Annotated in this window: 15 protein-coding genes; 5 read left to right on the top strand and 10 right to left on the bottom strand. The window is 65.5% G+C overall.

From position 1 onward, the window contains the following. Positions 1-72: 72 nt before the first annotated feature. A complete protein-coding gene (locus AC1DP9_RS23520; protein ID WP_477108641.1) occupies positions 73-1,179 on the bottom strand; it encodes an enoyl-CoA hydratase/isomerase family protein in 1,107 nt (368 codons plus the stop codon). Positions 1,180-1,277: 98 nt separating this feature from the next. Further along, complete coding sequence (locus AC1DP9_RS23515) at positions 1,278-2,846, bottom strand: methyl-accepting chemotaxis protein (protein ID WP_477108640.1); 1,569 nt, start codon at positions 2,844-2,846, stop codon at positions 1,278-1,280. Positions 2,847-3,064: 218 nt separating this feature from the next. Between AC1DP9_RS23515 and AC1DP9_RS23510 the strand changes: the two genes are divergently transcribed. Next, positions 3,065-3,922 (top strand): sterol desaturase family protein, encoded by an 858-nt coding sequence (locus AC1DP9_RS23510; protein WP_477108639.1) that lies wholly within the window; start codon positions 3,065-3,067, stop codon positions 3,920-3,922. A 45-nt stretch (positions 3,923-3,967) separates the two neighbouring features. On the opposite strand, the gene typA is transcribed toward AC1DP9_RS23510, so the two are convergent. Next, positions 3,968-5,788 (bottom strand): translational GTPase TypA, encoded by a 1,821-nt coding sequence (typA, locus tag AC1DP9_RS23505; RefSeq protein ID WP_092289575.1) that lies wholly within the window; start codon positions 5,786-5,788, stop codon positions 3,968-3,970. Positions 5,789-5,982: 194 nt separating this feature from the next. Between typA and AC1DP9_RS23500 the strand changes: the two genes are divergently transcribed. The 4 genes from AC1DP9_RS23500 (at position 5,983) to AC1DP9_RS23485 (ending at position 11,069) form a co-directional block, all read left to right on the top strand. Then, entirely contained in the window at positions 5,983-6,522 is a 540-nt protein-coding gene (locus AC1DP9_RS23500; RefSeq protein ID WP_477108638.1) for a MarR family winged helix-turn-helix transcriptional regulator, read from the top strand. 85 nt (positions 6,523-6,607) lie between these two features. Then, positions 6,608-8,089, top strand: coding sequence for an efflux transporter outer membrane subunit (locus AC1DP9_RS23495; RefSeq protein ID WP_477108637.1), 1,482 nt, complete (start codon positions 6,608-6,610; stop codon positions 8,087-8,089). Positions 8,090-8,149: 60 nt separating this feature from the next. Next, positions 8,150-9,415 (top strand): HlyD/EmrA/EmrK family protein, encoded by a 1,266-nt coding sequence (locus AC1DP9_RS23490; RefSeq protein WP_092289579.1) that lies wholly within the window; start codon positions 8,150-8,152, stop codon positions 9,413-9,415. 52 nt (positions 9,416-9,467) lie between these two features. Continuing rightward, positions 9,468-11,069 (top strand): DHA2 family efflux MFS transporter permease subunit, encoded by a 1,602-nt coding sequence (locus AC1DP9_RS23485; RefSeq protein ID WP_477108636.1) that lies wholly within the window; start codon positions 9,468-9,470, stop codon positions 11,067-11,069. 24 nt (positions 11,070-11,093) lie between these two features. On the opposite strand, the gene AC1DP9_RS23480 is transcribed toward AC1DP9_RS23485, so the two are convergent. From AC1DP9_RS23480 to rimP, 7 genes are all read right to left on the bottom strand, one after another. Beyond that, positions 11,094-12,278, bottom strand: coding sequence for an MFS transporter (locus AC1DP9_RS23480; RefSeq protein ID WP_477108635.1), 1,185 nt, complete (start codon positions 12,276-12,278; stop codon positions 11,094-11,096). A 97-nt stretch (positions 12,279-12,375) separates the two neighbouring features. Next, complete coding sequence (locus AC1DP9_RS23475) at positions 12,376-13,341, bottom strand: putative Ig domain-containing protein (protein WP_477108634.1); 966 nt, start codon at positions 13,339-13,341, stop codon at positions 12,376-12,378. A 125-nt stretch (positions 13,342-13,466) separates the two neighbouring features. Beyond that, positions 13,467-14,417 carry a tRNA pseudouridine(55) synthase TruB gene (gene truB, locus AC1DP9_RS23470; protein WP_092289587.1) on the bottom strand — a complete coding sequence of 317 codons (951 nt, stop codon included), beginning with the start codon at positions 14,415-14,417 and terminating at the stop codon, positions 13,467-13,469. Positions 14,418-14,489: 72 nt separating this feature from the next. Beyond that, positions 14,490-14,861 (bottom strand): 30S ribosome-binding factor RbfA, encoded by a 372-nt coding sequence (gene rbfA, locus AC1DP9_RS23465; RefSeq protein WP_092289589.1) that lies wholly within the window; start codon positions 14,859-14,861, stop codon positions 14,490-14,492. A gap of 63 nt (positions 14,862-14,924) precedes the next feature. Further along, positions 14,925-17,816, bottom strand: a complete 2,892-nt coding sequence (gene infB, locus AC1DP9_RS23460) for a translation initiation factor IF-2 (RefSeq protein WP_092289591.1) — start codon at positions 17,814-17,816, stop codon at positions 14,925-14,927. A gap of 83 nt (positions 17,817-17,899) precedes the next feature. Then, entirely contained in the window at positions 17,900-19,375 is a 1,476-nt protein-coding gene (gene nusA, locus AC1DP9_RS23455; RefSeq protein ID WP_092289593.1) for a transcription termination factor NusA, read from the bottom strand. Next, a complete protein-coding gene (gene rimP / locus AC1DP9_RS23450; RefSeq protein WP_092289595.1) occupies positions 19,372-19,860 on the bottom strand; it encodes a ribosome maturation factor RimP in 489 nt (162 codons plus the stop codon). Before rimP ends, nusA begins: the two co-directional genes overlap by 4 nt. Positions 19,861-20,130: the final 270 nt, after the last annotated feature.

Genomic DNA, 20,130 nt, shown 5'->3' with positions numbered 1-20,130 from the left:
ACGGATTGCAACGGATGCAGCGAAAATCCGGGCGGGGCATGTTGCCCTGCCCGAGTTGTCTATCGATTCAGTCTATCGACCCAGACCGGCCAGCGGATGTTCCTCGCGCCGCCACGGGCTATCGAAGAATGATCGCACACGTGCCGTGGTCACGTCGTCAAGCCGCGCCGGCTGCCATTTGGGCTGATGGTCCTTGTCCACGGCGAGCGCGCGGATGCCTTCCACCTTCTCGCCAATGCGGAACACGTGGTACATCATGTCCAGTTCCATGCGCAGCTCGTCGTCCAGCGCCATCGACCGCGCACGGCGAATCTGCTCGAGCGTCACGCATAGCATCAGCGGCGAACGGCTGCGAAGCATCGCGGCGGTCTGGGCGGCCCAATCGCCTTCGGCATCGCTGATGGTGGCGAGGATGGCCGGCACCGTCGCGCCCGCGAACGCGGTGTCGATCTGGTCCGACAGCCGCGCGAGGCCGCTGTCGGCCGGCTGGCAGGCCGCTGCGTGCTGGTCCGTGAACCTGGCGATATGTGCCAGCACCGACTCGGGGCTGCTGAACCGGGCCGCCTGCAGCGCCGCTACCATCTCGGCCAGCGCATTGGCGGGCAGGTAGGCATCCGCCAGACGCGCGTACAGCGCATCGGCGGCGTGGATGACCGTGCCGGTCAAGCCCAGGTATTCGCCCAGCCGGCCCGGCGTGCGGGCGAGGAACCAGCCGCCGCCCACGTCTGGGAACAGGCCGATATTGGTCTCGGGCATCGCCATCTTCGTGCGATCCGTGACGATGCGCAGGCGGGCACCTTGCGAAATGCCCATTCCACCGCCCATGACCACGCCGTCCATCAGCGCGATATAGGGCTTCGTGTAGCGGTGAATCAAGTGGTTGAGCGCGTATTCCTCGACGAAGAACTGGTCGAGCAGCGGGTCCTGCGCGTGCCATGCCTTGTGGAACCAGCGGATGTCTCCGCCAGCGCAGAACGCCTTGCCGCCTGCGCCCGCCACCACCACCGCGTGCACCGCCGGATCGGCCTCCCAGCGCGTCAGCGCGTCCGTGATCGCGCGAATCATCTCCAGCGACAGCGCGTTCAGCGCCTGCGGGCGGTTCAGCGTCAGATACGCCACCCCGCCACGCTCCTCGGTCGTCACTTCCACCACTGCCTGCGTCGATCCAAACTCCGTCATGTGTCTCTGCTCCTTTCTTGTTGCCAGCGATTTTACGCCAGCCACATGACGATGCCGGGCCACTTTGCGATTTTCAGAATCGTCTCAACGGACTCGGCTCAGGCCAGCCGGAAGGCGGCCATGAGACCCGTCAGCCGCTGGGCCTGGTCCTGGAGCGACGCCGCCGCGGCAGCCGCTTCCTCGACCAGCGCCGCGTTCTGCTGCGTCATGCCGTCCATATGGGACACCGCCACGTTCACCTGTTCGATGCCGCGCGACTGCTCGTCCGATGCCGCGCTGATGCCACCGATGATGTCGCTCACGCGTCGTACTTCGTCCACGATGTCCTGCATCGCCCTGCCCGCCCCGTCCACGAGCGAGGTACCTTCGCGCACGCTGGACACCGACGCGCCGATCAGCCCCCGGATCTCCTTCGACGCCGCCGCGCAACGTTGAGACAAATCTCGAACATCGCCCGCCACGACGGCAAACCCGCGTCCGTGCTCGCCCGCGCGAGCGGCTTCCACAGCGGCATTGAGCGCCAGGATGTTGGTCTGGAACGCGATTTTCTCGATCACCTCGATGATGTCGACGATCTTGTTGGCGCCGGCGTCGATGGCGCGCATGGTGTCCACCACGCGCGAAACCGCCGCGCTGCCGCGCTCGGCAAGCGTCTGGGCGTTAGTCGCCAGCGAGGTGGCGTCGCGCGCGCTATCGGCGTTGTGGCGTACGGTGCTGGTCAGCTGCTCCATGCTCGATGCGGTCTCCTCCAGCGACGCGGCCTGCTGCTCGGTGCGCTGCGACAGGTTGGCGTTGCCGCTGGCGATCTGCGCGCTGGCGGCGGCGATCGAGTCGGCGCCACCGCGCACCTCGCCCACCATCTCGCGCAACCGCGCCTGCATGCGGCCGAGCATCCCCAGCATGCGACTCGTCTCATTCCTGGCGTGCTCGTCGACCATTACGCCGGCGTCCTCCCGATGCGCGGTGCCGAGATCCCCGTCGGCAATGCGGGCGAAGCGGGCGATGGCCACGTCGAGCGGCCGGACAATGGAGACCCGCAGGCGCCAGGCCACCACGGTGCTGAACAGCAGACCCACGGCCAGCACGACGAGCGAGAGCGTCAGCAGCCGACCGTAACGATCTTGAGAACTTTCGTACACGGCCTTGGCGCTCGCCACCTGTAGACGGGCCAGTTCCGTGTTGACGGCCGTGAACTGGATGTCGAGCTTGGGAATCGTGTCCATGACCGCCGTCATCATCGCGTCGCGGTTACCGGCGTGCAGTGCGGCGATCATCGGCGCCACGCCCTGCGTGAACAGCGCCTGGCGGCGGGCCGATACGGCCTCGGTGGCGCGCGTCTGCTCCTCATTGCGAGGAATCTTAAGATACGATTTCCAGGCCGCGTCCGACTGGCGCGCGAAGTCCTGTGCCGTGGCCGCGCGCGCCTTGGCGTCGGCCGGATCGGTGGCGAACGCGGCCTGGTCCAGCAGCACGCGCACCAGCAACTGGTTGGAGCGCGCTTCGGCCAGATACGTCGCGGCGGCAAGCTGCTGTTGATAGACCTGACGCGTGGCGTCGTTGCTGCGCGACATGCCCAGCCAACCGACGCCGCCGACAATCAGCAGCAACAAATTCGTGACAATCGTGAGGAGCCACAGCCTGGCTCCGATCGTAGTGTTGCGAAACATGGGGGCGACTCTCCGTAACGTGAAAAGCGGCCACTCCTCCTCGGCCGCACACGCAATGACGGCGCGCCCGCACGAACCTTGATGCATCGCGATGGATAGTCTGTGTTGCAGATTTGTGATGATGTGCGATAGACGACGCGCGCGCGCACGATCGAGCACATGGTGCGTATGGAGGAAGCCCTCCACGCAAAAACCTTGAAAATGTGCACACTTGCGCCATGCACGTCACGCCCCCGCAATCCGCCGGCTTCGATCCCGGCCTGATCCTGATGGCCTTCGCGCCGGTCTTCCTGCTGACTATCGGCTGGGAGGCCTGGTACTGGGCGCGCCGCGACCCCGCCGTCTATAGCTGGCGGGACACGCTATCCAACGCCAGCCTCGCGCTGATGCATCAGGCGTCGGACGCCTTCTTCCTCTGGCTGCTGATCCGCACGGTCTACACGTGGTGCTACGCGCACGGTCTGCGCGCGGTGCCGGAGACCTGGTGGTCGTTCGCGCTGCTGCTGTTACTACAGGATTTTCTTTATTACTGGTTCCACCGGGCCAGCCATCGGGTGCGCTGGCTGTGGGCGTCGCACGTGGCGCACCACTCATCGGAAGGCATGAATTTCTCGACGGCCTTCCGGCAGAGCCTGACCTATCCGATCTCGGGCATGTGGCTGTTCTGGATTCCGCTCGCGTTCATCGGATTTACGCCAGATTGGGTGATCCTGGCCGTCGGCCTGAACCTCGCGTTCCAGTTCTTCGTCCATACGCGGCTGGGCCGGCGCTGGCCGCTCGTTGAGATGGTTCTCAATACGCCGTCGGTACATCGGGTCCACCATGCGAAGAATCCGCAGTACATCGACCGTAACTACGCGGGCGTGCTGACCCTCTGGGATCGCCTGTTCGGCAGCTTCGTGCCCGAGGAGGCCGCGCCCGAATACGGCATCACGCGGCAGATACGCACGCACAACCCGCTGACACTCACCTTCCACGAATGGCGTGACATGTTCTGCGACGCCTGGCACGCCCGAGACCCGCGCTACTTCTGGAAGCCGCCCGAGTGGCGCAGCCCCAAACACGTTGAACCATGAAAAAACCGCGCTCGAGGGCGCGGCTTTTTCTGGGGCAAACCAGTGTTACACGGTGTCGCGCGAAGCACGCTTACGCTCGTGCTCCTTCAGGTGGCGCTTGCGCAGACGAATGCTCTTGGGGGTGATTTCCACGAGTTCGTCATCGGCGATGAATTCCACCGCGTATTCAAGCGACATCTGGATCGGCGGCACCAGGCGCACGGCTTCGTCAGTACCCGAGGCGCGCACGTTGGTCAACTGCTTGCCCTTGATCGGGTTCACGACGAGGTCGTTGTCCCGGCTATGGATGCCGATGATCATGCCTTCGTACAGCGCATCGCCCGGCTTCACGAACATGCGGCCGCGATCCTGCAGCTTCCACAGTGCGTACGCCACGGCGTCGCCGTCGTCCTGCGAGATCAGCACGCCATTGTGACGCTCGCCCAGGCCGCCTTCGCGCACCGGTGCATAGTCGTCGAAAATGTGGCTGATCAGGCCCGTGCCGCGCGTCAGCGTCAGGAACTCGCCCTGGAAGCCGATCAGGCCACGCGCCGGAATACGGTACTCCAGGCGAGTACGGCCCTTGCCGTCCGATGCCATGTCGAGCAGTTCGCCCTTGCGGCGGCCCAGCTCTTCCATGACGCTGCCCTGGTGGCCGTCTTCCACATCCACGGTCAGCAGTTCGTACGGCTCATGCTTCACGCCATCGATTTCCTTGAACACCACGCGCGGGCGCGACACGGCCAGCTCGTAGCCTTCGCGGCGCATGTTTTCCAGCAGGATGGTCAAGTGCAGTTCGCCACGGCCCGACACTTCGAAAATCGTGTCGTCGCCGGTCTCGGCCACGCGCAGGGCCACGTTCGACTTCAGTTCGCGGTCCAGGCGTTCGCGCAGCTGGCGGCTGGTCACGAACTTGCCTTCACGGCCGGCCAGCGGCGACGTGTTCACGCAGAAGTTCATGGTCAGCGTGGGCTCGTCCACCTTCAGCATCGGCAGGGCGTCCTGGGCGTCCGGCGCGCACACGGTGCAGCCGATACCCAATTCCTCAATACCGTTGATCAGCACGATGTCGCCGGCTTCCGCCTCGGGCACGATTTCGCGCTCCAGGCCACGGAACTTCAGCACCTGGTTGATACGACCCTTGATCGGGTTGCCTTCCGGGCCGAACTTGACCACCACGTCCTGCAGCGACTTGGCGCGGCCACGCGAAATGCGGCCCACGCCGATCTTGCCGACGTAGCTCGAGTAGTCGAGCGAGATGATCTGCATCTGCAGCGGACCGTCCGGGTCGTCGTTACGAACCGGCACCTTGGTCAGCACGGTCTCGAACAGCGGCTTCATGTCACCGTCGCGCACGTCTTCGGTCAGACCGGCATAGCCGTTCAGCCCCGAGGCGAAGATCACAGGGAAGTCGAGCTGCTCGTCGTTGGCGCCGAGCTTGTCGAACAGGTCGAAGGTCTGGTTGATCACCCAGTCAGGGCGTGCGCCCGGACGGTCGATCTTGTTGATCACGACGATCGGCTTCAGGCCGAGCGCGAGTGCCTTGCGCGTCACGAAACGCGTTTGCGGCATCGGGCCTTCCACGGCATCGACGAGCAGCAGCACGCCGTCGACCATCGACAGCACGCGCTCCACTTCACCGCCGAAGTCGGCGTGGCCCGGGGTGTCCACGATGTTGATGTGCGTGCCGTTGTACTCGACGGCACAGTTCTTCGCGAGGATCGTGATCCCGCGTTCCTTTTCCAGGTCGTTCGAGTCCATCACGCGTTCAACCATTTGCTGGTTTTCACGGAAGGTACCTGCCTGGCGCAGGAGCTGGTCGACCAGGGTGGTCTTGCCATGATCGACGTGGGCGATGATGGCGATGTTACGGATGGCGCGGGTCATTGCGGCGTCCCCTTGACGCGGAGCGTTCGAAAAATTAACCCGACATTCTAGCATGCTGCGGCGCAAAACGCTCTGCTGCGGATCGACCTTCTATGTTAGGCGTCGTTGCGGTTTCTGCAATGACGAATTTCCGTTCTTGCGGATCGTGCGTCACATGCATATATTTGTCACAGCAAAGATTGCGGCGACAAACAATGAGTGAATCTAACACCACTTTTACGGCCACTTCCGGCGCAGGGCCTGCCGAGCCGGATCTTTTCGATCCGGCCGTCTACGAGCTTGGCTCCAGCGTTGGTTACCTGCTGGCCCGGGCCAAGAACCTGCTAACGCTCGGCATCGAGCAGGAAGTGAATGGCCTGGACATCACGCACGCCCAGGCGAGCTGCCTGATCATGTTGTCGATGGGTGGCGCCAGTACCGTCACCGACATCGGCCGCAGCCTGAACACCGATGCCGGATCGATCACCCGCATGTTGAGCCGGCTTGAGAAACGGGGACTTATCGTGCGCACGCGCCGCGACGACGACCGCCGCGTGGTGGACCTGTCGCTGACGCCCGAGGGCACGGCCATCGCCGCCCAACTGCCTGCCGTCTACTGCAACGTGATGCGGCGCCATTTCGTCGGCTTCAGCCAGGCGGAAATCGACGTACTGCGCGGCATGCTGCATCGGGTCATCGACAACGGTGGCGGGCAGGCCGTCGGCACCTGCTGGACTGAGCGCGATGGCGGCTAGCGCACCCCTGCCCCGCCCTTTGCACGTTTTCGCATCACCCGGCGCCACCATCCTGGCGACAGGCTAAATAAGAAGTCAGATCGATATGCAACCCGTTATCTCCTCCGCATCGCGCCGTCTGGGCGCCCTGGCCCTCACGGTCATGGCCGCGGCCGTGCTGGCCGGCTGCGCGGCGTTGGGTGACTCGCACAGCACCCAAAACCTGGCCGAGCCGCAGGCGCTGGCATCGCCGCAGACATTTACCAACGATCACGGCCAGTGGCCGTCGCAGGACTGGGTCGACCAGTTCCACGATGCGCAACTCCGCGCGCTGGCCGACGAGGCCGTCAAGGACAATCCGAGCCTGCAGGCCGCGATTGGCCGCGTGGCGGCATCGCGTGCACTGGCCGAAGCCACGCGCGGCGCGCTGTATCCGAGCGTGGACTTCGAAGGCAGCATCGTGCGCCAGCGGTTCTCCGAAACCGACCTGTTCGAAGGCACGCCGCTGGCCGGCTCCTGGCAGAACCAGTCGCGGCTGCAGATGGGCCTGTCGTGGGACCTCGACTTCTGGGGCAAGAACCGCGATGCGCTGGAAGCTGCGCTCTCCGACGACCGCGCCATGGAGGCCGAGAGTCAGGCCGCGCGCCTGATCCTGACCACCTCCATCGCCCGCAACTACAACCGGCTGGCCGCGCTGTATGCGCAGCGCGATGTGGCCGAGCGCGCCATCGCCCAGCGTCGCGACCTGACCGACCTCTCGCGCCAGCGTCTGGCCGCCGGGCTCGATACCCAGGTCGAGACCACGCAGGCACGCGGCACCGTGGCCGCCGCGCAGACCGACCTGCAACGCGTGGAAGAGGAAATCGCCCTCGCCCGCAACCAGATCGCCGCGCTGCTGGGCAAGGGCCCGGATCGCGGACTGCAGATCGCCCGCCCCACCCTGCTCGCCAACGCCACGCCGCTGCTGCCCGATGACCTGACCATCGGCCTCATCGGCCGTCGCCCGGATGTGGTGGCGGCGCGCTGGCGCGTGGAGGYGGCGTCGAAGGACATCAGCGTGGCAAAGAAGGAGTTCCTGCCCGACGTGACGCTGACCGCGTTCGCCGGCGTGGCCTCGCTCGATCCGTCGAACCTGCTGATGGGCATCAGCCGCACCTTCGGCATCGGTCCTTCGGTGCGGCTGCCGGTATTCGAAGGCGGCCGGCTGCGCGCCAACCTCAAGGGCAAGAACGCGCAGTACGACATCGCCGTGGCGAACTACAACCAGACGCTGGTCGACGCGCTGCGCGAAACCGCCGACACCGTGACCAGCATTCGCAGCGTGGACACCCAGATCAAGACCCAGCGCGAGGCGCTGGACCTGGCCGAGCACGCCTACGCGCTGGCCACCACGCGCTACAAGGCCGGTCTCGGCACGCAGCTGACCGTGCTCAACGCCGAGAGCAATGTGCTCCAGCAGCGCCGGCTGGCCACCGACCTCCAGGCGCGGCGGCTCGATTTGCAGATGGGGCTGATGAAGGCCCTCGGCGGCGGCTACCAGGGCGAGACGCCGGATACCGCGCAAGCGCCGCGCGCCGCCCAAGGCTGACCGGGCGCTCGCCCGCCGACACCAGACAATCCGTCAAAGACTACGCAAAAGACAGACATCATGAGCAACACTCCGCAATCTGCCGCGCCGCAAACCCCGACCCCCGCCGCCGACAACAATGGCAAGCGCCGCCGCCTGCTGGTGGCGCTGACAGCCGCCGTCGTTGTGGCCGGGCTTGGCTATGGCCTGTACTGGGGCGTCTACGCGCGCCATTTCGAGAATACCGACGATGCCTACGTCGCCGGCAATGTGGTGCAGGTGACGCCGCTGGTGGGTGGCACGGTGATCTCCATCACTGCCGACGACACGCAGCTCGTTACCGCCGGCCAGCCGCTGATCCAGCTCGACCGCGCCGACTCCCAGGTGGCCATGGAACAGGCCGAGGCCCAGCTCGCCCAGGCCGTGCGCGAGGTGCGCACGCTCTACGTGAACAACGGCTCGCTGTCCGCCAACGTGGCGATGCGCCAGGCCGACGTAGCCAAGGCGCGCGACGACCTGCGCCGCCGCCAGGCCATCGCCGGCTCGGGTGCCGTGTCGAACGAAGAAATTTCTCATGCGCAGACCGGGCTGAAGGCCGCCGAATCGGCGCTGCTGGCCGCGCAGGAGCAACTCGCTTCGAACAAGGTGCTGACCGACCAGACTACGGTTGAGAAACATCCCAATGTGCAGCGCGCTGCCGCGAACCTGCGTTCGGCCTACCTCGCCTTCGCCCGCTCGACGATGCCCGCGCCGGTCACCGGCTACGTGGCCAAGCGCTCGGTCCAGGTGGGCCAGCGCGTGAGCCCCGGCACGCCGCTGATGGCCGTGGTGCCGCTAGACCAAGTGTGGGTGGATGCCAACTTCAAGGAAGTGCAGATCACGCATATGCGGATCGGCCAGCCGGTGGAGCTGGAGGCCGATGTCTATGGCTCGAAGGTCAAGTACACGGGTCACGTGGCGGGCTTTTCGGCCGGCACGGGCTCCGCGTTCTCGCTGCTGCCGGCACAGAACGCCACGGGCAACTGGATCAAGGTGGTGCAGCGCCTGCCGGTGCGTATCGCGCTGGATCCGCAGCAGTTGAAGGACCATCCGCTGCGCGTGGGCCTGTCGATGAACGTCACCGTCGACGTGCGCAAGGAAGAAGGCGGAGCGATGCTCAGCGCCTCCGCCGCCAAGCCGCTCCAGACCGATGTCTACGACAAGGTGGCGCAGGACGCCGACGAACTGATCGCCAAGATCATCTCGCTGAACAACGGCGGCCGCACCTCGGCCGCGCCGCAGGCGGCACCGGCCGTGACCGGCAAGGCGGGCGCCGCGGCTCCCGTGGCCAAGCCGGCCAATACGTAATTGTCTGATTTCCTGATGTTCGGATTCCCTGATTCCGCACGGCTGACCGCTCATGGCTAACTCCACCACCGCCACGCCGGGCGCGGGCGCTTCGCCGGCACCGGCCAAGGCGCCCTCCGCCACGCCACCGCCGCTGACCGGCGGCAAGCTCGTGATCGGCACGATCGCGCTGTCGCTGGCCACGTTCATGAACGTGCTCGACTCGTCGATTGCCAATGTGTCGATTCCGGCCATCTCGGGCGATCTCGGCGTCTCGCCCAACCAGGGCACCTGGGTCATCACCTCGTTCGCGGTGGCCAACGCCATCTCGGTGCCGCTGACCGGCTGGCTGACCACGCGCTTCGGCGCGGTGCGGCTGTTCGTGCTTTCGATCCTGCTGTTCGTGGTCTCGTCGTGGCTGTGCGGCGTGGCGCCGAACCTTGAGACGCTGCTGGCCGCCCGGATCCTCCAGGGTGCTGTGGCCGGGCCGATGATCCCGCTCTCCCAGTCGCTGCTACTGGCCAGCTATCCACCGGCCAAGAGTTCGATGGCGCTGGCGCTGTGGGGCATGACCACGCTGGTCGCGCCGATCATGGGGCCGCTGCTGGGCGGCTGGATCTCGGACAACATGACCTGGCCGTGGATCTTCTATATCAATATCCCGGTTGGTCTGGGTGCCGCCTACGCCACCTGGGCGATCTATCGCGAGCGGGAAACGCCCACCAAGACGCTTCCGATCGACCGCATCGGGCTGGCGCTGCTGGTGATCTGGGTCGGCTCGATGCAGCTGATGCTCGACAAGGGCAAGGAACTCGACTGGTTCCATTCCAACGTGATCGTGGCGCTGACCGTGATTGCCGTGGTGGGCTTCCTGTTCTTTCTGATCTGGGAAAACTACGAGAAACATCCGGTGGTGGACATCCACCTGTTCAAGGGGCGCAACTTCGCCGCCGGCGTGGTGGCGATCTCGGTCGCGTACGGGCTGTTCTTCGGCAACCTGGTGATCCTGCCGCTGTGGCTGCAGACCATCGTCGGCTACACCGCCACGGACGCGGGCATCGTCATGGCGCCGGTGGGCATTTTCGCGATCATCCTGTCGCCGATCATCGGGCGCATCCTGCCCAAGGTGGACGCGCGCTGGGTGGCGACGGGCGCGTTCATCACGTTCGGCATCGTCAGTTTCATGCGGGCCGGCTTCACCACCGGGGTGGATACGCGCACGCTGATGATTCCCACGCTGATCCAGGGCGCGGCGATGGCGCTGTTCTTCATTCCGCTGACGTCGATCATCCTGTCCGGCCAGCCGCCTGAGAAGATTCCGGCGGCCTCCGGCTTGTCGAACTTCGTGCGGATTACGTTCGGGGCAATCGGGGCGTCGATCTCGACCACGATCTGGGAAAACCGCTCGGCGCTCCATCACGCGCAACTGGTGGAGCAGATCAACCCCTACAGCGCCACCTACACCGAGCAGCTGCACCACCTGATGCAGATGGGCATGACGCAGACGCAGGCCATCGGACTGATGGAGCGGAACATCTCGCTCCAGGCGTCGATGCTGGGCGCCAACGACATCTTCTGGATCTCGGGCGTGCTGTTCTTCGTGCTGATCGGCTTTGTCTGGCTGACCAAGCGCAGCCAGGGCGGCGGCGGCGCCGAGGCGGCCGGCGCGCACTGAGCGCGTCACAAAGCGCACCCGCCGCTATCGCCGCTCCGGCGGCGACGCGGCGCCAACGGGCGGCACCATCCGCGTGCCGCCCTGCCAGGCAAACGCGGCCAGCAACACGGCGGCGCAGCCCCAGGCGAACACCGGCAGCCAGGGCAACCAGCCCGCCAGCGGCGCGGCGGCACCGGCGGCCAGCATGGCGATGCGCGCCAACGCCGCCAGCGCCGCGAGCGAGAACACCAGCCCGACGAAGCGCCCTTCCCGCCCCACATGGCCGGCATTGGTCGCCGCATTGACCACCGTGCCGAAGACCATCGCCCACAACACGCCCGCAACGCCCTGCGCGAGCAACACGCCGGGGAGCGTGGAGGCCGTGGCGAAACCGACCAGCGTAAGCGCCCCCAGCAGGGCTGCAGCCAGCAGCAGCACKGCGGCCGGCATGCGCTTCAGCAAAGGCGCCTGCGGCAGCAACACCCCAAGGACGAAGCCCACCCAGAAGGCCGGCATGTAGCGCACCAGCTCGGTGGCGGGCGCAAAGCGGAGATAGGCGGGACCGGAATTGATCGCGATGTGGATCTGGAAGCCGAACGCCAGCAGCCACGTCGCGGCGAAGAACAGCCAGAGCGCCGGCATCGGCGCGGGCGGGGCGCGGCGTGGCGGGGGAGCTTCGCGCGGCGGCAACTCGATCCAGCGTAGTGCGACCACTGCCACCACGAGGCCGGCGCTCGCCAGCACGAACGGCACTACGGGCGACGACTGGCGCAGCGCCGCCGTCAGCATCGGGGCCAGCGCCCCGGCCAGCCCGATGCCCAGTATCGACCATGCAATCAGAAGCGGCGTGGCGGAGCGTTCAAGACGACGCGCGATGATAACCATCGGCGGTGCACGCAGCACGGACGAGGTGACGGCCCAGAGCGCGGTCAGGCCCACCAGCAGCGCCGGCGACGTGGCGGCCGGCAGCAGCACGAAAGCGACGCCGGAGACGACCGAAATCGCCAGGATCCAGACGCCCAGACGGTGCATGGCGTTGGCCATGCGGTCGGCGGCGATGCCCATGGCACTGTCGGCGATGACGAAGATCGCCTGATCCATCAACAAGATCCACGCGACCTGCGCCTTGCCAATGCCGACCTGCACGGCGAGTTGCGGCAGGAAGGCCGCGTAGAGCGTCCACGTCACGGCCAGCAGGCACTGCACCGCGCAAAAAATCAGGCTACGCATGGCTCCCACCGCTGATTCGTGGCTGGTGGGTCAAGGATAGGTCATGGGAGCCTCGGCCCGGGGCCGCTCGGTCAGGGGCCGGGGGCGTAGCCGAAGCCTAGCTGCCTCGCGCCACAATCGAGATCTGCACCTGCCCCTGCGTGCTGCCTCCAGCATTGCGGGCCGTGACCGTGTAGACCGCCTGCGACTGCACGACCGCTGGCGTGCCGGAGATCACGCCGGTTTGCGTGTTCATGCTCAGGCCCACCGGCAAGGGCGGGCTGACCGTATAGGCGATGACCGCGCCGCCAGTCACCACAGGGGTATTGGGTACGATGGCTTCCGCCACGACGTAGCGGGCCGTGGGCGTGCTGAACGCCAGGCTGGCCGGTGCCACGACGCCCGCCTGCACGGCGATACGCAGCGTGGCGGTGGTCTCGCCCGCCCCGTTGTTGCCCGTGACGGTATAGCTCGACTCGGCCGACACGACGGTCGGCGTGCCAGTGATGGCGCCCGTCTGGGTATTGAATGCCATCCCGGCCGGCAGTGCGGGCGCGATGCGGAATGTGGAAATGGGGCCGCCGGTGCTGGTGGCCGTATTGGCCGTGATGGCTGTGCCGACGGTGTAGATGACGGCCGACTCCCGGTAAGTCAGCCCCGAAGGCGCCGCCCCGGTATTGCGCACCTCGATTTGCACCCGGGCGGTAGCGCTGCCGCCGGCGTTCTCGGCGGTCACTACGTATACAGTGGCGGCGCTGACCGAGGCGGGCGTACCGGCAATCACCCCACTGGCCGCGTCGATCGTCAGCCCGGCCGGCAAGGCCGGTGCCACGGAATAGCGCGTCACAGGGTCGCCACTGACGCTGGGTCGATTCGGCACGATGGGCTGGCCGGCTACGTAGATCGCCGATGTCATGGCGTAGCTCAGCCCCGCCGGTGCCTGGACTTTCCCGTCGTCTTCATCGGTGACACATCCCGACAGCAACGCCACACCACACAGAAAGAGAATCGCCAGCCACGACCGGGCCGACGACAGACCAGCATGCGGCGCGCGCAGCGCGGCACCGAAGGATCGGAAAGACATCGTCAGCCCCGTAAGTGGTTGTTTTTATTGCGGCCCTGCCCGCTGGCCGCGCCGATGCCTATGGCATCACGCGTGAATATACAACACGTCCGTCGGGGACTGGCTGGCCGCTGCCCGGCCAGATTTCAGATCTTTACGAGCCGCTCCGGGCGCAGTGCGCCCTCTCGCATCCGGGCCACGCCCAGCAGGCGGGACGGCTCGCCGCCGTACACGCGCGCCAGGGTTTCCTCTTCCAGCGCGGTGCCCTCGGGCAGGTCGCGCCGGGCGATGCGCTGGCCCTGGAGGAATCGCGCCATCGCGGCGTCGTCGAGCTGCACGAGCACGCAGCGTTGCAGCAAGGCGTCCACGGGCGCGAGCATGGTCGGGCGAATATCGTCGGATTGCTGGTCGATTTGTTCCAGCGTGACCGCGCCATCGAGCGTGAGGTCGCCCACGGCCGTGCGGCGCAAGGCGGTCAGGTGGCCGCCGCAACCGAGCGCTTCGCCAATGTCCTCGCCCAGCGTGCGGATGTAGGTGCCCTTGCTGCAGCGCACGCGCATCGTGAATTGCGGTGGACTGGCGTCGAGGGCCACGTCGAGCAGTTCGATCGCATGGATCGTCACCGCCCGCGCCGCGCGTTCGATGGTCTGGCCGGCGCGCGCGTATTCATATAGCGGCTTGCCGTCCTTCTTCAGGGCCGAATACATCGGCGGCACCTGTTCGATTGGGCCCGTAAATCGTAATACCGCCAGATCCAGCGCGGCGCGGTCGCAGGTGACCGGGCGTTCGGCAACGACTTCGCCCTCGGCATCGCCGGTGGTCGTCGTCACGCCGAGCCGCACCACGGCCTCATAGGTCTTGTCGGCCTCGAGTAGATCCTGGGAGAACTTGGTCGCCTCGCCGAAACACAGCGGCAACAGGCCGGTGGCGAGCGGGTCCAGCGTGCCCGTGTGGCCAGCCTTGTTGGCGCGCAGCATGCGCTTGGCGCGCACCAGCGCGTCGTTGGACGACAGGCCCAGTGGCTTGTCGAGCAGCAGCACGCCATGCACGTCGCGGCGCGGCAGCCGGGGCGGACGGGTTGCGGAGGAATCGGTCATTGCGGCGGGGAGAGAAGCGCGGCGCCGGAGCGGGTCCGGCGCGCGTCACAAAGGCGGAACGGCGCGACGGACTTACTCGTCGTCCTTGGCGCGCGTCGAATTGGCTTCGTTGATCAGCTTGGACATTTCGATGGCATGTTCCACCGAGGTGTCGTGATGGAAATGCAGCGTCGGCACGGTGTGGATGTGCAGGCGCTTGAATAGCAGCGAGTGCAGGTAACCGGCCTTCTCGCGCAGGATACCGGCGGCCACCTCAGGCTCGGCGCCCAGCACCGTGAAGTAGACCTTGGCGTGCGCGTAATCGGGCGTCAGCGCCACCGATTGCAGCGTGACCAGGCCCAGGCGCGGGTCGCGCAGTTCGCGCTGGATCATCTCGGCCAGTTCCTTCTGGATCTGGTCGGAAAGCCGCAGATTGCGGGAAGAGATATTGCCTTTCTTGGCCATTCAAACCTGTCTTGTGCCCAAAGTGAAAACGGCAGGCCGGAGCCTGCCGTCTTGCGTATCGCCTTACAGCGTACGCGCCACTTCGGTGATTTCGTACACCTCGAGCTGGTCGCCTTCCTGAACGTCGTTGAAGTTCTTGATCGACAAACCGCACTCGAAGCCTTGCTTGACTTCCTTGACGTCGTCCTTGAACCGCTTGAGCGAGTCCAGTTCGCCGGTGTGCACCACCACGTTGTTGCGCAGCACGCGCACCAGCGAGTTGCGCTTGACCATGCCGTCGGTGACCATACAGCCGGCCACGGCGCCAATCTTCGGCACACGGAAGACCTGGCGGACTTCCACCTGGCCGATCGTGGTCTCGCGCTTCTCCGGCGCCAGCATGCCGGACATCGCCGCCTTGATCTCGTCTACCGCATCGTAAATGATGTTGTAGTAGCGGATGTCGATGCCGTTGTGCTCGGCCAGCTTGCGCGCGCCGGAATCAGCCCGCACGTTGAAGCCGATGATGACCGCCTTCGAGGCCACAGCCAGGTTGACGTCCGACTCCGAGATGCCGCCCACGCCGCCGTGCACGATCTGCACGCGCACTTCCTCGGTCGACAGCTTCTGCAGCGACTGCACCAGTGCTTCCTGCGAACCCTGCACGTCGGCCTTCACGATCAGCGGCAGCGATTGCACTTCGCCTTCGCTCATCTGCTCCAGCATCGTTTCCAGCTTGGCGGCCTGCTGCTTGGCGAGCTTCACGTCGCGGAACTTGCCCTGACGGAACAGGGCGATTTCACGCGCCTTGCGCTCGTCCGGGAGCACCAGCACTTCCTCGCCGGCGGCCGGCACTTCCGACAGACCCTGGATTTCCACCGGGATCGACGGACCAGCTTCCTTCGTCGGCTTGCCATTTTCGTCCAGCATGGCGCGCACGCGGCCGTAGGCACTGCCTGCGAGCACCACGTCGCCACGCTTAAGCGTGCCGCTGCTGACCAGGATCGTCGCGATCGGGCCCTTGCCCTTGTCGAGCTGGGCTTCCACCACCAGACCCTTGGCCGGGGCGTCCACCGGTGCCGTCAACTCCAGCACTTCGGCTTGCAGCAGCACCTGCTCGAGCAGGTCGTCGATGCCCAGGCCGGTCTTGGCGGACACAGGCACGAACGGCGAATCGCCGCCGTACTCTTCCGGCAACACCTGCTCGGCCACCAGTTCCTGCTTCACGCGGTCCGGGTTGGCTTCTGGCTTGTCGATCTTGTTGATCGCCACCACGATGGGCACGCCGGCAGCCTTGGCGTGCGCAATCGCTTCCTTGGTCTGCGGCATCACGCCGTCGTCCGCCGCAACCACCAGGATCACGATGTCGGTGGCCTTGGCGCCACGGGCACGCATGGCCGTGAAGGCCTCGTGACCCGGGGTGTCCAGGAAGGTGATCACGCCACGTTCGGTTTCGACGTGGTAGGCGCCAATGTGCTGCGTAATGCCCCCGGCTTCGCCCGCGGCAACCTTGGTGCGGCGGATGTAGTCGAGCAGCGAGGTCTTGCCGTGGTCGACGTGACCCATCACGGTCACCACCGGCGGACGCGGCAGCAGTTCGGCGTCGGTATGGTCTTCGCCATCCACCACCAGCAGTGCTTCCGGATCGTCCAGCTTGGCGGCGAACGCCTTGTGGCCCATTTCTTCCACCACGATCATGGCGGTTTCCTGGTCCAGCACCTGGTTGATCGTGACCATCTGGCCGAGCTTCATCATCTGCTTGATGACCTCGGACGCCTTCACGGCCATCTTGTGCGCCAGATCGGCCACCGAGATGGTTTCCGGCACGTGCACTTCACGCACCACCGGCTCGGTCGGCGCCTGGAAGTTGCTGCGATCGTCGGCATGCTGCTTGCCGCCGCGGCCACGCGGGCCACCGCGCCAGCCACCCACACCGCCCGACGTATCGCCGCGCGTCTTCAGGCCGCTGCCCTTCTTGCGCGAGCTATCGTCCTGCCACGTACCGGTCTTGACCGGCTTGCCGGTCTTCTTGTCGACGGTGGTCGTGGCCGTGGTGGTCGTGGCCGGTTTCTTGTCGTCCTTCTTGGCTTCGGTCGTCGTGCCAGGCGGCTTCACCGGCTTGTGCAGCGTACCGGTCTGCTCGGCCTTCTTTTCCTCGGCCTTGCGTTCCGACGGCGCCTTCAGCACGCGGGCCGGGGCGTTCAGCATCTGCTGGATCGCACGGGCCTCGGCCTCGGCAGCCTCGCGGCGGCGGCGGGCGGCGTCCTGCTCGGCACGGGCCTTGTCGGCCGCTGCCTTCGCGTCATCCGCATCCTTCTGCACCTGCACGCGCTCGGCGGCCACGCGGGCCTGGTCGTCCTCGGCCTTCTTGCGCACGGCAGCGTCCTCGACGGCGTTGTTCACCGCCTGGGCAGCCACGGCCTCTTCCTCGGCCTTGCGGGCGAGAAGTTCGGTCTGGCGGCGCTGCTCGGCCTCGAGGGCTTCCTGGCGCGCACGGCGCTCGGCTTCCTCGCGCTCGGCGGCTTCCTGGCGTGCCTTCAGTTCGGCTTCCTGGCGCGCGAGCGCCTCGGCCTGCTGACGGCTTTCCTCTTCCTCGCGGCGTGCCTGTTCGGCGGCGGCCTCGGCCGCTTCCGCGGCGTCCACGCCATCGGCGTGTGCATCCCCGGCGACCTCGTCACGCTTGATCAGGACGCGCTTCTTGCGCACCTCGACCTGAACGGTACGGGTCTTGCCGGTGGAATCGGCCTGACGGATTTCGGACGTTTCGCGCTTGGTCAGCGTGATCTTTTTGCGTGCGCTGTCGTCGGCCTGACCGTGCGACCGCTTGAGATAATCAAGGAGTCGGGTCTTGTCCGATTCGGTGATGATGTCTTCCGGCGTCGCTTTGCCCACCCCAGCTGCCTGCAATTGTTCCAGCAGGGCAGCTGCGCTGCGGCTCAGTTCTGCGGCCAGTTGGGCAACTGTTGTGCTTGCCATTCAAACCCTTTCAATGCTCGGTTTCTACGTCGGGACAAATCGTATGCGGAAAGCGCCGGGGCCCCTGGCCCCGTACGTGTCCCTCAGTTAAACCAATGTTCCCGTGCTTTCATGATCAGCGCCTTGGCTTCCTCATCCGCCACGCCGGCCAGCTCGACCAGTTCGTCCACAGCCAGTTCGGCCAGGTCGTCACGCGTGTGGATATTGCCTTCGGCCAGCTTGCCGATCAGCTCGGGGGTCAGGCCGTCGAGCGAGCGCAGATCCTGCGACACCTCTTCCACCTTTTCTTCCCGGGCCAGTTCCATCGTCAGCAGCGCATCGCGTGCGCGGTTGCGCAGCTCAGTGACGGTGTCCTCATCGAAGGCCTCGATTTCCATCATTTCACTGATGGGCACGTAGGCAACTTCTTCCAGCGTGGAGAACCCTTCCTCAATCAGGATGTCCGCCACTTCCTCGTCCACGTCCAGCTTGGCCATGAACAGCTTGCGTACCACTTCGCTTTCCTCGGCCTGCTTCTGCGCCGATTCTTCCTGCGTCATGATGTTGATCTGCCAGCCGGTCAGTTCGGACGCCAGGCGTACGTTCTGGCCGCTGCGGCCGATGGCGACGGCGAGGTTTTCCTCGTCCACCACCACATCCATGCAGTGCTTTTCCTCGTCCACGACGATGGACTGCACCTGCGCCGGCGCCAGTGCGCCGATCACGAACTGCGCCGGGTCTTCCGACCACAGCACGATATCCACGGCCTCGCCGCCGATCTCGTTGCGCACAGCCGTCACGCGGGTACCGCGCACGCCCACGCAAGTGCCGATCGGGTCGATGCGCTTGTCATGGGCCACCACGGCGATCTTGGCGCGCACGCCGGGGTCGCGGGCGGCCGCCTTGATCTCGAGCAGGCCCTGTTCCATCTCCGGCACTTCGTTCTCGAACAGCTTGATCAGGAACTCGGGTGCCGTACGCGACAGTTCGATCTGCGGGCCGCGCGCGGCGCGGTCCACATTGAGGATATACGCCCGTACGCGGTCACCGGTACGGAGATTTTCCTTCGGAATGATCTGGTCGCGGGCCAGCAGCGCTTCCACGCGGCCGGACTCCACGATCAGACCCTTCTTGTCGGCACGCTTGACCGTGCCTGTCATGACCTTTTCGCCACGATCCAGGTAATCGTTCAGGATCTGCTCGCGCTCGGCGTCGCGGATACGCTGCAAAATCACCTGCTTGGCCGCCTGGGCGCCAATCCGGCCGAATTCCACGGACTCGATCTGCTCTTCGACAAACTCCTCGAGCTCGATCTCCGGATCCTGATCGCGGGCTTCGAACAGCAGGATCTGCTTGTCCGGCTCCTGCAGGCCCTGCTCGTCGGGGACGACAAGCCAGCGGCGGAACGTTTCGTGCTCACCGGATTCGCGGTCGATGGCGACGCGGATATCCACGTCTTCCTCGAAGCGTTTCTTGGTGGCCGAAGCGAGTGCTGCTTCGAGCGCACCGAATACCACATCCTTGTCGACGTTCTTTTCACGCGCAAGCGCATCGACGAGCAACAGAACTTCGCGGCTCATTGCTTGTTCCCTTTTCTTTGATTTCCCTTGAAGTCGATCACTGGCACGAGCCGTGCCTTGTCGACGTCGGATATGGCGAATTCCAGCAGTGCCGGGCCGTCGCGTCCTTCGAATTCCAGGCCGATTTTCTCGGCTCCGTCATCGCCAGTGGGTGCCTGGATGATGCCGACGAAATTCTTCTGGCCATTCACCGGGAGGCGCAGCGTGATTCTGGCCTCGACGCCGGCAAAACGGACGTAATCGGCCAGCTTCTTCAGCGGCCGGTCCAGACCGGGCGAGGACACCTCGAGGCGCTCGTAGTCGACATTTTCGACCGTAAGCACATGGGTAAGCTGGCGGCTTACTTTCTCGCAATCCTCAATGACGATGCCGGTTTCAGGCTGATCGATATAGACACGCAGCAGTCCGACGGGGGCACGCTCAAGCTCAACCAACTCGTAGCCCATGCCGTTAAGGGTGGTTTCGATCAAATCTGCCAGATGCACTGTATTCCCGAATAGTGGCCTTCAACACCATGGCAGACACCGGACAACGACTTCCGTTCTGAAACTAGGTCCTGAAACGAGGTTCTGGAACGAACCGCTGCCTTGCCTGCCCCGTCATCCCCGGCGCCGGCGTGGCGCAGTCGCGGCCACAAGCACAAAACGGGCGAACCAAAAAAAAATGGGCGCAATGCCCATCATTCGCCCACCCTCGCTAAGGATGACACTTTTGAATAGACTTGGATTATACGCGGATTATGTCCAAAAGGCAAA

The sequence above is a fragment of the Cupriavidus sp. 01L43 genome, from assembly GCF_056399925.1.
Note: the sequence above shows the minus strand (reverse complement) of the source record. Positions and strands in the feature narration are given on the sequence as shown.

What these genes read in the sequence shown, in the direction of transcription:
- AC1DP9_RS23520 (WP_477108641.1), bottom strand. Translation starts at nt 1,179, where the DNA reads ATGACGGAGTTTGGATCGACGCAGGCAGTGGTGGAAGTGACGACCGAG.
- AC1DP9_RS23515 (WP_477108640.1), bottom strand. Translation starts at nt 2,846, where the DNA reads ATGTTTCGCAACACTACGATCGGAGCCAGGCTGTGGCTCCTCACGATT.
- AC1DP9_RS23510 (WP_477108639.1), top strand. Translation starts at nt 3,065, where the DNA reads ATGCACGTCACGCCCCCGCAATCCGCCGGCTTCGATCCCGGCCTGATC.
- typA (WP_092289575.1), bottom strand. Translation starts at nt 5,788, where the DNA reads ATGACCCGCGCCATCCGTAACATCGCCATCATCGCCCACGTCGATCAT.
- AC1DP9_RS23500 (WP_477108638.1), top strand. Translation starts at nt 5,983, where the DNA reads ATGAGTGAATCTAACACCACTTTTACGGCCACTTCCGGCGCAGGGCCT.
- AC1DP9_RS23490 (WP_092289579.1), top strand. Translation starts at nt 8,150, where the DNA reads ATGAGCAACACTCCGCAATCTGCCGCGCCGCAAACCCCGACCCCCGCC.
- AC1DP9_RS23485 (WP_477108636.1), top strand. Translation starts at nt 9,468, where the DNA reads ATGGCTAACTCCACCACCGCCACGCCGGGCGCGGGCGCTTCGCCGGCA.
- AC1DP9_RS23475 (WP_477108634.1), bottom strand. Translation starts at nt 13,341, where the DNA reads ATGTCTTTCCGATCCTTCGGTGCCGCGCTGCGCGCGCCGCATGCTGGT.
- truB (WP_092289587.1), bottom strand. Translation starts at nt 14,417, where the DNA reads ATGACCGATTCCTCCGCAACCCGTCCGCCCCGGCTGCCGCGCCGCGAC.
- rbfA (WP_092289589.1), bottom strand. Translation starts at nt 14,861, where the DNA reads ATGGCCAAGAAAGGCAATATCTCTTCCCGCAATCTGCGGCTTTCCGAC.
- infB (WP_092289591.1), bottom strand. Translation starts at nt 17,816, where the DNA reads ATGGCAAGCACAACAGTTGCCCAACTGGCCGCAGAACTGAGCCGCAGC.
- nusA (WP_092289593.1), bottom strand. Translation starts at nt 19,375, where the DNA reads ATGAGCCGCGAAGTTCTGTTGCTCGTCGATGCGCTTGCGCGTGAAAAG.